Genomic DNA, 13,952 nt, shown 5'->3' with positions numbered 1-13,952 from the left:
CGACTTAAATTGGGCTTGTTATGAAGAAAGCTTTATTTGCAAACCATGCCCCGCCCTTGGTATCTTATTGATAAGACAGAAGCAAGGGAGGAGGCAGCAGTGTGCGTATCAGGCGTTTCTCTAATCAGAATAAAGTCGTGCAGCAAAACTCATATAAGCAATTCAACAGGTGGAGACAGGAAAGAGTCAGGAAGATAAAGCACAAGGATTATTCGTATCAAGTGCCGAACGTGGAACCCGATATCGAGTTTCTGAAAGGAAATACGGAGCTGCCCACGATTACCTGGATCGGACATTCCACCTTCCTTATCCAAATCGAAGGTCTTAATATTATGACGGATCCCGTATGGGCTGGGAAAATGGCGTTCCAGAAACGTCTTGCCCCGCCGGGCATCCCCATCGATCAGGTGCCGCCTATCGACGTTATCCTGATCTCGCATTCTCATTACGATCATCTTAATATCGGCTCGATTCGCAGACTGAGCGGGGCCAAACAAATTATTGTTCCTGCCGGACTCAGCTCCAAGCTACGGTTCAAGGGGTTCTCGCGCGTAAAGGAGCTGCATTGGTGGGAGTCGGCGAGAATCGGCGAAACGACTTTTACGTTCGTTCCGTCCCAGCACTGGACCCGCCGCAACCCATGGGATACGAACAGCTCGCATTGGGGCGGCTGGATTATTCAGAAAAGCGGGGCGGATTCGGGACCGGGCTTGTTGAGGCCGGATGGAACTTCCAGGAAAGTGGCGCTTCATGGCACAGGCGGTGCGTCGTCTTGCGAGTCGGAGATCATGCGGCGTGAGATCGCCGCGGGTTATTCGGCGGATGAGATGACGGTTTGCGACGGCAGACCGATGGTATGCGATGCGCCGACGATCTACTTTGCAGGCGACAGCGGCTACTTTGCCGGCTTCAAGGAAATCGGCCGCCGCTTTGACATCGACGTGGCCTTGATGCCAATCGGCGCGTACGAGCCGGAATGGTTTATGGGACCGCAGCATGTTACGCCGGAAGAAGCGCTGCAAGCCTTCGAGGATACCGGAGCCCGCTGGTTCGTACCCATGCATTACGGAGCGTTCAAGCTCGCGGACGATACGCCGCTGGAAGCGCTGGAGCGGCTGGAGGCGGAGCGCTGCAGACGCAAGCTGGAGGAAAACCGCATCATCGTCCTTCCGCACGGAGAGACATGGAAGCTTGCCGGGAACGGCGAGCGGAAGTAAACTTCGAACGGCGGGGAGGTTTCTGTCATTTGTGCGTTCGTTTCCAGTACAGACTATGCTATAATAGTGCGAGCATAATGTGTAAAGGATGGGATTGGAGAAATGATTAGTACAAGTGGCATTACGCTTCGTTTCGGGAAGCGACCGCTTTTTGAAGACGTTACTATTAAGTTTACGCCGGGCAACTGCTATGGCTTGATCGGCGCTAACGGCGCGGGCAAGTCGACTTTCCTGAAGATTCTGTCGGGCGAAGTGGAACAGTCCTCCGGCGAAGTTCATATTACGCCGGGCGAGCGGCTGGCGGTCCTCAAGCAGAACCATTACGAATACGATAGCTTTAAAGTGCTTGAGACGGTCGTCATGGGCCATAAGAAGCTCTATGAAGTCATGAAGGAGAAGGACGCCCTGTATGCCAAAGCGGACTTTACGGACGAAGACGGCATGCGCGCGGGCGAGCTGGAAGCCGAATTCGCGGAGATGAACGGCTGGGAAGCGGAATCCGAAGCCGCCGAGATGCTTAACGGCCTCGGCATTACGACCGAGCTGCACGACAAGCTGATGTCGGAGCTGGACGGCAACGAGAAGGTCCGCGTCTTGCTGGCGCAAGCGTTGTTCGGATCGCCGCAGATTCTGCTGCTCGATGAGCCTACCAACCATCTGGACATCGAATCCATCCGTTGGCTGGAAGATTTCCTTTCGCGCTACGAAGGCACCGTAATCGTGGTCAGCCATGACCGTCACTTCCTGAACACGGTATGTACGCATATCGCCGACATCGACTTCGGCAAAATCCAGATGTACGTAGGCAACTACGACTTCTGGTACGAGTCCAGCCAATTGGCGCTGTCCCTGCAGCGCTCCGAGAACAAAAAGAAGGAAGACAAGATCAAGGAGCTGCAAGCGTTTATTCAACGCTTTAGCGCCAACAAATCCAAGTCGAAGCAAGCGACTTCCCGTAAAAAATTGCTCGACAAGATCACGCTCGACGACATTCGTCCGTCGAATCGGAAATATCCGTTCATCCTGTTCAAGGGCGAGCGCGAAGCAGGCAAGCAACTGCTGCTCGTGGACGGCTTGACCAAAACGATCGAAGGCGAAAAGGTCATCAACAACATGACGATTGCAATCAACAAAGGCGACAAAATCGCATTCGTAGGGCCAAACGGCACGCCGAAGACTACGTTCTTCCAATTGATCGCGGGCGAACTGGAGCCTGATGCAGGCTCTTACTCGTGGGGCGTAACGACGACCCGCGCCTACTTCCCTAAGGACAACTCGAAGTATTTCGAGGGCGTGGACATGAACCTGGTCGAATGGCTTCGCCAATATTCCAAGGATCCGGACGAGACGTTCCTCCGCGGCTTCCTGGGCCGCATGCTGTTTTCCGGCGACGAAGCCATGAAGAAAGCCAGCGTATTGTCCGGAGGAGAGAAGGTCCGCTGCATGTTGTCCAAGATGATGCTGGAAGGCGCCAACGTCTTTATTCTCGACGAGCCTACCAACCACTTGGACTTGGAATCCATCACCGCGCTCAATAACGGCCTGATCGATACGGACTGCACGATTCTGTTCACGTCCCATGACCATCAGTTCGTTCAGACGGTAGCCAACCGCATTATCGAGATTACGCCTAACGGCATAATTGACAGAATGACGACGTATGACGAGTATCTCGAGAGCGCGGAAATCAAAGAACTGCGCGAGCGTATGTATTCGGTCTAAAAAAATAGGTTTCGACCAAGCCGCTTCGGAGCGATCTCCGGGCGGCTTGTTGTTTGTCAAAAGCCATGTGGTCCAAGCCAAGTGTGTTGCCCTCGTGCATAAAAGCGCGCATCTGGTCAACACTGTTTCTCTAGACCCACACGATATACGTCGGGTATGATAACCGTTAGATATTAGAGAGATAATGGTAACAAGCGATAGCAGAGTGGCAGGAGGGCTTGAAAGTTGAATCAGTATGATGAAATCAAACAAGGCGAGAAAGGTGCCTGGGTCAGTATCGGCGCTTATCTTGCTCTGACGGCATTGAAGCTTGGAGCGGGTTATTGGTACATATCCGGGGCCCTTGTCGCGGACGGGTTTAACAACCTGACGGACATCGTGGCATCGGTGGCGGTCCTGATCGGCCTGCGGATCTCGCAGAAGCCGCCGGACAAAGATCATCCATACGGACACTTCCGGGCGGAGACGATCGCGGCGCTGGTCGCCTCGTTTATTATGGCAAGCGTAGGTTTGCAGGTGCTTATCACGGCGGGCCAATCGTTGTTCGAAGGGCATGAGGAGACGCCTAATCTGATAACGGCATGGGTAGCCTTGTTCTCTGCCGTATGCATGGGCGCGGTTTACATGTACAACAGCAGGCTCGCGAAGCGGATCAACAATATGGCGCTGCTGGCTGCCGCCAAGGATAACTTGTCCGATGCTCTCGTAAGTATCGGTGCGGCCGTAGGCATCATTGCATCGCAGTTCGGCATGCCTTGGATGGATCCGGTCGCTGCGATTGCCGTGGGACTCATCATTTGCAAGACGGCCTGGAGCATCTTCTATAGCTCTACGCATGCGCTGACGGACGGCTTCGACGAGAAGGAGCTGCATACCTTGCGGACGACGATAGCCCGCACGAAGGGCGTCCAGACCATTAAGGACATCAAAGCGCGCATTCATGGCAGCAACGTGCTTGTCGACGTCATTGTACAGGTGGATCCGGAGCTGACGCTCATCGAAAGCCACCGTATTTGCGACGAGATCGAGCACAGATTGGGACGAAAGCACAACATTTTAAGCGTGCATGTCCATGTCGAGCCGCTTGAGAGTCCTATTGGTAATTAAGACCATGTCTCTGGTCAATCGACGAAAAATGATTCTAAAGTCCTAGCAACCTTATGAGAAGGTCCTAATGTTTTATGAGGTTATTCACAGTGCCGCCCTTGAAGCGGCTGTAAGGGCGAGACGTTATACATCCATTTCCAAGGAAGGCATCCCCATGGGCGGGGATGCCTTTTATTAATTTTTTCTTAGCAAAAAAGGGTAATGCGCTGCACCCATGCCGGGACCCCGCCTTTTAGGAACTTGGGACGATGCTTGTCCTGCGAGTGCCAACTTACAATGATTGTGGGCGCCAAACAAGGCATTGTTCATCCAAGAAACCAGAGGAGGCGTAACAATTTTGAACACATCAGTCAAATATAAAGTCGTTACTGCAACATTGTCCGCCGCGTTGTTATTCGGGTCTGTGGCTGCGTTGCCGGCACCGGTCGCGCATGCAGCGCAATCTGCAGAAGTTATATGGGGAGTAAACATGCGGTCCGGCCCATCCAGCACGGCTTCGGTCATTCGGATGCTTAAGAAAGGCGAACAAGTATCCATTCTGGAGAAGTCGGGCAGCTGGTACAAAGTCAGCGATACGAATGGCAAGACGGGTTATATTTCATCATCTTCGAAATATACGGAACTTGGCTCGAATGCGCCGAGCGGCGGTACAGAATCGGGAACGGGGACGGATACTCCGGCGCTAGCTACGCTGACAGGCGTTATCCAAAAATCGGTATCGTTCCGCAAAGGACCGGGAACCTCGTATACGCGAGTCCGTTATCTAAAGACTGGCGAGGAAGTGAAGGTGATCTCCCAGCCAAGCAGCGGCTGGTACGAGGTTATGGACTCTAATGGCGTGAGAGGATATGTCTCCTCGCAGTCGCAATATATTACGGTTAATGGCAAGCCAAGCACGGGTTCGGGTGCCGACAAGGAAACCGGCAGCAGCGGAGGCTCTACGGGAGGCGATTCGGTTTCCCAGGAAGGAGCAACGAATACTTCCGTCGAGAAGATGATTGCGACGGGAATGAAATATCTGGGAACGCCGTATGAATTCGGCTCTAATCGCAATACGACGGCAACGTTCGACTGCTCGGACTTCACGAAGCATATTTTCAAGCAGGCTCTCGGCGTAACGCTTCCAGCCGATTCGCGTCAGCAAGGCACGTACGTGAAAAACAAAGGCAATGCCGTCACCAGCATCAGCCAGCTGAAGCGCGGAGATCTTATGTTCTTCATGTCCTACAAGGGCAGCAGCAAATCGTCGTACAGCGGCGTAAACAAGTCGAGTCAGAGGATCACGCACGTAGCCATCTACCTCGGCAACGGTAAAGTTCTGCATACCTATTCCAAAGAAAGCGGCGGCGTCAGAACGAACGATATCATGGGCACGCATTGGGAATATCGGTTCTTGTATGGCGGAAGCGCACTGTAAAGGGACAAGCTTCCGCAAGCAGAATTAGTAATTATAGATTTGCTTAAAAAAAAGCTATCCGCGATTCCGCTCGATATTGAGAGCGGAATTCGGATAGCTTTTTGCCATTACAATTGGCTTCCCAGATCGGTACTGTCGGATGTGCTTGCAACGGTCTTGGTGTTCGCGGTTGCTTGCTCGGATGGTTCCGCGGCAGCAGTTGCTGCTTCCTTCCGCTTGCGGATACGGCTTCGAATGAACAAAAAGAGAGCAATCAGCGGAACGCCGCCGATGAAGATATACAACGATACATCCTTAACCATTGATTCCGCGGCACGGCCGTAAAAGTAGAACAACGCGCCAACGGCATAGAACTTGACGGCTCTTCCCAGGGCAGCATATCCGATCAGACGCCATAACGGGAAGTTCAGGCATCCCGATAGAATCGTGAATACTTTGAACGGAATAGGGGTAAATGAACCGATAAGGATGGCAGCTTCTCCGTTTTTTTGAAATCGGGAAGTTGCAGCATCGATCCACTCCGTTTTCAGGAAGCGATACAGAACGGATTTGCCCATGACCTTGCCGATAAGATAACCTACCGGCGTACCGAGCAGACATGCGATGTATCCGAAGGTAGCGAGCCACAATGCGTTGGAAGGATTAAGAATGCTTAAAGATACTTGAAGGAAAAAGGCAGGGATCGGAAAGATCACCGCATCCAGAAAGGAATGAACGAATAATCCCCAGGGGCCGTAGTCTTCCAGAAAATCAATGACGGCTTGAAACATGAAGTAGGCTCCTTTGTATGGATTGAAACGCATCGCTTCGGCGACGTCGTTTCACCTTGGGCTGCCTGTTCAGTATAACACACAGGAACACTTCGGTGATACGTGGAACACTGGCAGTTGGTTTCAATTTATTTTATGCGAATACTTCGATAATCAGCCTTCTTCGGCTATGGAAGCGGGTTTTTCTTGCAATTCCTGCTTAATTCGGTTTTGAAGTAAGGCGTCGACACGCGTATAGTTGAAGTATTGTAAATCGGCTGCGGACAAGTTTTATTTGATTTCACGTGTGGAGAGAGGAGAACAATAACAGCTTATGACTTTAGAACCGTGGAAACGTACAATGTGGATTTTGTGGTTTGGCGTGTTGTTCTGCAGCTCCAGCTATACGATGTCGATCCCTTTTTTGCCGTTGTTCCTCTTCGATCTCGGAGTAGACAAGAGCTCGGTCAACTTGTGGGCGGGAATCGTTCACTCCTCGGCCTTCCTGATGGGCGCCGTGATGGCTCCGCTGTGGGGCATGATGGCCGACAAATACGGCAAGCGCAAAATGGTTATTCGGGCGGGCGTCAGTCTGGCGGCCATTTATGCGTTGTTCGCCTTTGTGGAGACGCCATGGCAATTGGTCGGCGTTCGGATGATGCAAGGTTTCGTGGGCGGTTTCGTGCCGGCGTCCATGTCGATTGTCGCATCGATCGCGCCAAAGGAGAAACTTGGCTCAAGCCTTGGCCTGATGCAGGCAGGGACGATGACAGGCGGCATTTTAGGGCCGCTGTTCGGCGGTACGCTGGCGGAGTTGTTCGGCATTCGCCACTCTTTTATCGCGGCATCCCTCATTATTTTGGCGGCGAGCGTCGCGGTCATCTTTTGGGTTAAGGAAGGCAACTCGCCTGCGGCTAAACCTTCGGAGGGCTCGGGGGTTAAGAAACTGGAGCCTTACACTTATCGGATGGCGTTCCGGAACAAGGGACTTATGGGCATGCTGCTCGTGCTTGTCGTGTTCCAGTTGTCCATCAATATGATACAGCCTCAGCTGGCCCTTCATATCGCGGATCTTGGCGGAGAAAAGGGAGCGATGTTGTCTGCCGGTCTGGTCTTGTCCTTGATCGGTGTAGCGGGTATTATCGCTTCTCCCGTATGGGGCAGATTAGGCGAGAGAAAGGGCTATTATCGCATTCTCGTGTTCTGTTTGCTTACAGCGGGCACGGTCGTCTGCATGCAGTATTTCGTGGAAGTGCTTTGGGTATTCGCCGCTGTGCAATTCCTGTTCGGCCTTTTTATGGCGGGCGTCGTGCCTATCGTCAATACGCTTATGGTGCAGAACACCGACGAACAATTCCGCGGTCGTTCCTTCGGACTGACGGCGAGCGCGAACCAATTCGGTTCCATGCTTGGGCCGCTGTTGGGAGGTCTGCTGGGGTTATTCCTGGGATTGAACTGGATCTTCGTCGCTACAGGCGTGATTATGATGTTTGCCGGTCTGACCGTCATGTTAAGCCGCAGAAGAACGGAGGGCATCAAGTCGCCTATACGCAGCAGCTAGTGAGCGATTATTAAGGGGTTGTCCCAGAAAGTGTTAGAATGATAGGGGAACGTTGCGATATATACGAAAAGGACCTCGAATTCCACTCAGTGGAGGATGAGGTTTTTTTCTTGAAAAAATCCGATTTGACGTGGAGCTCGAAAAATCACAAATTGGCTTTTGGGGGAGCCCCTTTTTCCACCACATAATAAAGTAAAAGTTTTCGGTTCTCGAAAACGGATTTCTTATTGCCGATTTTTATTGGCGATTAAACCTGCCTCATGCTTCCGAAGCGGCTTTGCTTTGCAAAGCTGGAGGTCGCTCATCCTTGAAAAACATGGTTAGAGGTTTTATCACAGCGCGATTGCTCATCCACGAGAGAATTCGATCGGGTTATCCGCACTGTCGCAGCAAGTGTGAGGAGTGGTCAGTCATATACCTGTATCGGAAAATAGAGGGAAAAGCTCCCTTTAAACTGGATAAAACGGGCTATCCGCTCGATTTAGAGGGAAAAACTCCCTTTCATTTAGTGAATTCTGCCCGAATCCAGCGATTCGACCTGGATTAGAGGTAGGATTTCCCTCTAAAGCGCAAGCAAGGACGTAGACAGAGGCAATAGTGGGCGTTTTTCCACTTAATCGAGAGTAAGGTGATAGAACAGACAGGCACGATGAGCGACACTTTAGGTTTTTCGAAAAATCTAACAGACACCAGCGACGCTATTTGTCCGTTTTTTGTCCCAAACAAACTTTAACAGACAGGAGAGACGTTATTTGGTCGCTATCAGTCAAATTGGCGTTGGGAGGATGCAAATAAAGTCGCCTGTGTCCGTTAGATTGTAGAAACCTTCAGAAATCGAAGAATAGCGACTTGTTTGTCCGTTGTGCGCCTAGCCAAGCTGGGCATAACTAGCTGATGAAAGTTCAGCCGGGGTAAAGGCCAAGCTGCCCCGTAGCTAGTAGGCAGGTCATGGAGAAATTCATGGGTTGAAGCCCTACGAAAAGCATGAAAAAAAAAAAAATCATGCGAAGCAAGCCCTCAGGCCGTAACATCCGAGTGAATCCTGCCGCATCGTCAAAAGGAACCCGCAAGGGACAAGAGGGAGCCGAGCCTTGAGCGGACGGGCGAAGGCCATGGAACGTGCACAGAACTTGGAGCAGCACGGAAGAACCCTCCGGTGTATGGGGATCGGCATGTGGAGACAGTTATGTTCGGAACTAGGGAGACCCTCCCCCACACGGCAGCAAGGGGCCGTAACGAGCAAACCTATAAGCCTTGAAAGGTGAAGTGGCTAGCGGTGGGAAGGGAGTCGGAGGGGGCCGTAGTACCGAGGAAGCAAGGACAACATAACCTTGTGGAGGGAAGGGCGTCGAAAGACAATACCCCACTTCGTTCATGGGAACCAAGGAGGTAAGAGTGAGTGAATGCCGCAAAGGCTAACAACGCCAAAGAAAAAGCTCGAGAACTTCAAAGAACCCTCTACCTTGCAGCTAAGGAAAAGCCAGGACGGCGGTTCCATGCTCTGTATGACAAGATCAGTCGCGAGGACATCATGACCTATGCGTGGATGCGAGTAAAGGCCAATAAAGGGAGTGCCGGGGTCGACAAAATCACGATCCAGTCGATCAACGAAGACTATGGCGAGAAGCGGTTTATCGCGGAGACATGCGGTCAACTGAGAAACGGTACCTATCGACCAACGCCGGTACGCCGAGTAGATATTCCAAAAGATGATGGAAAGACAAGACCACTCGGCATTCCGACGGTGAGAGACCGACTGGTACAGATGGCGACAAAGCTCGTACTGGAAGGCATCTTCGAGGCCGACTTCAAAGACTTCTCCTATGGGTTTCGTCCGAAACGCAGCGCGCACGATGCGCTGCAAAAGATCCTGACAACGGCGAACGAGGGGAGAGTATATTGGGTCGTGGATGTCGACATTCGGGGCTACTTTGACAACATCTCACATGAGAAGCTGATGGCACTCGTCGAACAACGAGTCAACGACCGGAAAGTACTGAAACTTCTCCGCGGATGGCTGACGGCAGGCGTGATGAAAGAAGGCGAGTTCTATGCTTCGGACATCGGAAGCCCGCAAGGAGGCGTCATTTCTCCGCTATTGGCTAACATTTACTTGAACTACCTGGACACGATCTGGGAGAGGAACTACACGCAGCTCGGAACGCTGGTCCGTTACGCTGACGATCTGGTCATCCTATGTCATCGAAAAGCAGAAGCGCTGGAAGCGATACAGGTATTGAAAGCTGTATTCGCAAAACTGGAGCTGAGCATGAATACGGAGAAAAGCAAGCTGGTGAATGTGTGGGAGGACGATCAAGGCTTCGACTTTCTCGGCCATCATTTTCGTCGACTGCCGGTCATGCGCAAAGGGGGAAAAGTGGCACGAATTCTCCGGTGCTTCCCGTCGCAGAAAGCGATGAAGAAGATGAAGACGAAAGTAAAGGCATGCACGTCGTCGCGAACGCTACTGAAGCAAATGACCAGCGAGATCATCGCAGTACTCAACCCGAAAATAGTGGGGTGGAGAAACTATTATGCCAAAGCGGACAAAGGCCTAGCCAATGGCTTCTTGGCCAAGATCGACTGGTATATCCGTAAGAGGCTGATGATCTTCTGCCGGAAGAAGTTTAAAAGGTGGAGGCTGCGTCAATCCGGATTCTTCAAGATGCTAAAGGAAGCAGGGTTACAATCCGTCACAACCTGGAAGAGTACGTACTGCGCAAGGTGAAGAACGTCGGAAAGCCGTATGCGGGAAAACCGCACGTACGGTTTGATGAGGAGGGGCTGGTAGTCCCAGCCCTTTACTCTACAGACGGGACGGGAGACCGTATGCTTTAGGAGCTGCCATTCGCCCATAAAGGTGAATGGAAGACCAACTACGCGCCGAGCTCGGCGAGCTAGTCGCGGAGATTGCGTCGCGAGACGCCGCTCTTCCGGGCCGCTGCGCTTACCCGGCGCCGAACCTCTTCGACGACCTTGTTGTTGAATACGCTCGGAATGATATATAGCCGGTTAAGCTCGTCTTCGCCGATGACGGAGGCAATCGCTTCCGCGGCAGCGAGCTTCATCTCTTCGTTGATGACCGTCGAGCGGCTGTCCAGCGCTCCGCGGAAGATGCCGGGAAAGCAAAGCACGTTGTTGATCTGGTTTGGATAATCCGATCTACCCGTCGCGAATACGCCAACGATATCTTCGACTAGCTCCGGTCTGATCTCGGGCTCCGGATTGGCCATGGCAAAGACGATAGGCTCCGGCGCCATGCTCAAAATATGCTCCCTGCTCAAAAGCTTGCCTGCGGAGACGCCGATAAACACGTCCGCTCCCGAAAGCGCTTCTGCCAGCCCGCCTTTGCAGCGTTCGGCATTGGTGTTCTCCGCATACCATTGCCATGTCGCATTGTCATATTGCTCGTCCGCATTCAAAATGCCAGCCCGGTCAACCCCGACGACATGACGGGCGCCGCCGGCCAGCAGCATCTTTGTGCAGGCGGTGCCCGCCGCGCCGATGCCGCAGACAACGATCCTCGCCTCGGACAACGAGCGGCCTGTCAGCTTGAGCGCATTCAGCAGTCCCGCGTACAAGACAACGGCGGTGCCGTGCTGATCGTCGTGAAAGACCGGAATATCCAGCTCATCGCGCAGCCTCTGTTCAATCTCAAAGCAGCGCGGAGCGGAGATATCCTCCAGATTAATGCCGCCAAAAGCCGGGGCAAGCGCCTTGACCGCGGCGATGACAGCTTCCGTATCCTGCGTGTCAAGGCAGATGGGAAAGGCGTCCACATCGGCGAACTGCTTGAACAGCATCGCCTTGCCTTCCATGACCGGCATCGCCGCGTAGGGACCGATATTGCCCAGCCCCAGAACGGCGCTCCCGTCGGAGACGACGGCTACCGTATTGCGCTTTATCGTTAGCGTATGCGCCTTGGCAGGCTCCTGCCGGATCGCTTCGCATACGCGGGCAACATCCGGCGTATAGACGCGGGACAGATCGTCGCGGTTCTGAATCGGCGTCTTGGGCTGTATCGTTATTTTGCCGCCCAGATGTAGCAGGAACGTACGGTCGGAGACATGGAGCAGGCGTACTCCTTTTACATGCTGAAGAGCCTCCGTCAGCCGTTCGGATGCGCCTTGCTCCGTTATTTTTACTGTGAGGTCGCGCACGCTTTTGTTCCTGTCGGTATGTATGACGTCGATTGCGACGATGTCGCCGTTGACTTGCTCGATCGCGGTAGCGGCTTTGCCGAACTGCGCGACGTCCGTATCGATTTCCAGTCTTAGTATAATGGTTTTCCCGTCTGTCATTGGCGTATGCATGTTCCATCAACTCCTCGTCGAATTGGTCTCTTGCATCTTAATCTGCCCTTGCTTATGGAAAAATAATGCCGTTACTGCATCTGTTGCAGAACGGCATTTGGACATTTTATAGCATCGTAATGTTCATCGCGCTTCTCGATCAGAAGCTTGCGGAAGCGGCTGGATTGCTCGCGGTCGTGGATCAGCTTGAACCATCTGTCGACGGTATCGTTGGAGTCCAGCATTTCGCCGAATCCGTTATTAATGAAATATTCGCAGTTTTCCTCTTCCTGTCCCGGGATCGGCTCGTAGAAAAGCATCGGCAGCGCCTTGCTCATTCCTTCGGTGCATGTCATGCCTCCCGGCTTGGTGACCAGCAGATCGGCTGCGTCCATCAGCTTGCTCACTTCGCGCGTGAAGCCCGTAATCCGGATGTTGGGATGCTGGAACATAGGGTCCGCAAGCATTTTCTCCTTCATCTTCTCGTTGGAGCCGACGCAGAAAATAAGCTGTGTCGTTTCGCGCCACTTGGTCATATAGGAGAGGGCGTTGTCTTCGTAGAGAATACCCCAGCCTCCGCCCATGATCAGTACGGTCGGCATGTCGCGCAGGTCGAATTCGAGTCTGACCTCCGCTCGGTCATGCTGCTTCCAAAAGCTCGGGTGCACCGGTATTCCCGTTACGTTGACACGCTCCGGCTCGACCCCTTTCTCGATCAACCTTTGCTTCACTTGGGAAGTGGATACGAGGTACTGGTTCACTTCCCGGTTGACCCAGGAGCCGTGGGCATCGTAATCCGTAATGAGCGTATATAGTGGCATGTCGAGCCCTAAGCGCTTAAGTCTAGCTACGACAGTGTTCGGCACGGGATGGGTGCATATAATCAAGTCGGGCTTCAACTGTGCGATGACTTGCGAGGTCTGCGTATAAAACATGCGATGCAGAGCAAGCTGAGCGAAGCGGTTCGTCGGCTTCTTGTAATTGCTGCGATACATGAGCCCAACCATCTTGGGCTGGCTGCTTACCGTCTTGCGATAGGCGGAAACGATCCATGGCCCTATGACGGGATTTAAAAATTTCCCTAATTCGATTACCCTGGCGGAGATGCTAGGGCATAGCTGTTTTAGCCCAACAGCGAGCGCGTATGCTGCTTGCGTATGGCCTGACCCAAAGCCTTCCGAAAGCAGAAGCACTCTCTTCTTGCGCATATCCTCACCCACTTTTCTATTTCCATATTACTTCTGGTGTCAGGTTAATACAAGCATGGATATGAAGCTTGTTTAAAAATACAAGTTATTTTACCATACAAGGTGAAAGGAGTGGGGAGAACATGATGATGAACAAAGAAGCAAAGGAATATCGGATTGGAGATATCGTAAAGGCGGAGGTTAGATCCGGGCGTTACGCGGCCGAGCTGTTGGAGCTGGACGGTCCGCGAGCGCTGGTTAAGGTACTGGCGGTATTGGAGCATCCCGATCAGGGAGATCTGCACCAGCCGTATAATCCCGACGTCGCCATGTTTCACGAGCGCCGCGCTCTAAGTTACACGGAGAAAACAAAGGTGCTGCTTCGCGATCTCGAGCCGTTCTCCGGCGATGTGCCGGATTATACCGAATCGTTGAAAGCGGCGGTAGCGCAGTCGATCCAGCGCCTTGACCGTCTTAATCGCTGGACGGCCAAGGCGCTGGAATCGATCCGGCAGCTCGAAAAGGATTACAAGCTTTAATGATACAGGGGGCCAATACCTCTTCGGCAAAGGCGAATCCTGCGTGGAGTAGATGGGTGCTTGCTTGGACCGGATCGGGGTTGCTCCAAACTGCTTAGGTGAGGCAACACTCCCAGGCTGGACTGATGCGTTGGCTTCATATTCAGCGCTTAACGGAACTG

10 protein-coding genes are annotated in these 13,952 nt (G+C 52.8%); 7 read left to right on the top strand and 3 right to left on the bottom strand.

Translation table 11 applies throughout. The annotated features are described in order from the left end of the window. The first annotated feature begins 101 nt into the window (after positions 1-101). The 4 genes from KJW29_RS16590 (at position 102) to KJW29_RS16575 (ending at position 5,463) form a co-directional block, all read left to right on the top strand. Positions 102-1,217, top strand: coding sequence for an MBL fold metallo-hydrolase (locus tag KJW29_RS16590; protein WP_214630596.1), 1,116 nt, complete (start codon positions 102-104; stop codon positions 1,215-1,217). 102 nt (positions 1,218-1,319) lie between these two features. Further along, positions 1,320-2,939: an ABC-F family ATP-binding cassette domain-containing protein gene (locus KJW29_RS16585; protein WP_214630595.1), complete on the top strand. Its 1,620-nt coding sequence runs from the start codon at positions 1,320-1,322 to the stop codon at positions 2,937-2,939. Positions 2,940-3,164: 225 nt separating this feature from the next. Continuing rightward, positions 3,165-4,046, top strand: coding sequence for a cation diffusion facilitator family transporter (locus KJW29_RS16580; RefSeq protein ID WP_108994520.1), 882 nt, complete (start codon positions 3,165-3,167; stop codon positions 4,044-4,046). A gap of 337 nt (positions 4,047-4,383) precedes the next feature. Then, positions 4,384-5,463 carry a C40 family peptidase gene (locus tag KJW29_RS16575; RefSeq protein WP_214630594.1) on the top strand — a complete coding sequence of 360 codons (1,080 nt, stop codon included), beginning with the start codon at positions 4,384-4,386 and terminating at the stop codon, positions 5,461-5,463. A gap of 107 nt (positions 5,464-5,570) precedes the next feature. Here the strand turns inward: KJW29_RS16575 and KJW29_RS16570 are convergent, their stop codons facing one another. After that, positions 5,571-6,233, bottom strand: a complete 663-nt coding sequence (locus KJW29_RS16570; RefSeq protein ID WP_214630593.1) for a YqaA family protein — start codon at positions 6,231-6,233, stop codon at positions 5,571-5,573. Between the two features lie 313 nt (positions 6,234-6,546). Between KJW29_RS16570 and KJW29_RS16565 the strand changes: the two genes are divergently transcribed. Together KJW29_RS16565 and ltrA are read left to right on the top strand one after the other, a co-directional pair. Continuing rightward, positions 6,547-7,773 (top strand): MFS transporter, encoded by a 1,227-nt coding sequence (locus KJW29_RS16565; RefSeq protein ID WP_108994523.1) that lies wholly within the window; start codon positions 6,547-6,549, stop codon positions 7,771-7,773. Between the two features lie 1,399 nt (positions 7,774-9,172). Beyond that, positions 9,173-10,501, top strand: a complete 1,329-nt coding sequence (gene ltrA, locus KJW29_RS16560; RefSeq protein WP_214625909.1) for a group II intron reverse transcriptase/maturase — start codon at positions 9,173-9,175, stop codon at positions 10,499-10,501. A 169-nt stretch (positions 10,502-10,670) separates the two neighbouring features. Here ltrA and KJW29_RS16555 read toward each other — a convergent pair whose 3' ends face one another. After that, positions 10,671-12,086 carry an NAD-dependent malic enzyme gene (locus KJW29_RS16555; protein ID WP_246608746.1) on the bottom strand — a complete coding sequence of 472 codons (1,416 nt, stop codon included), beginning with the start codon at positions 12,084-12,086 and terminating at the stop codon, positions 10,671-10,673. Positions 12,087-12,157: 71 nt separating this feature from the next. Next, the gene (locus KJW29_RS16550) at positions 12,158-13,273 is read right to left on the bottom strand and encodes an MGDG synthase family glycosyltransferase (protein WP_214630592.1); all 1,116 of its coding nucleotides are present in this window, start codon (positions 13,271-13,273) and stop codon (positions 12,158-12,160) included. Positions 13,274-13,395: 122 nt separating this feature from the next. Here KJW29_RS16550 and kapB point away from each other — a divergent pair, with 122 nt between their 5' ends. Then, the gene (gene kapB, locus KJW29_RS16545; protein ID WP_246608745.1) at positions 13,396-13,791 is read left to right on the top strand and encodes a kinase-associated lipoprotein B; all 396 of its coding nucleotides are present in this window, start codon (positions 13,396-13,398) and stop codon (positions 13,789-13,791) included. The last annotated feature ends 161 nt before the right edge of the window (positions 13,792-13,952 follow it).

Source organism: Paenibacillus agaridevorans (genome assembly GCF_018604145.1).
Taxonomy (GTDB): Bacteria; Bacillota; Bacilli; order Paenibacillales; family Paenibacillaceae; genus Pristimantibacillus; species Pristimantibacillus agaridevorans.
This window is presented reverse-complemented; position numbering and strand designations above follow the sequence as displayed.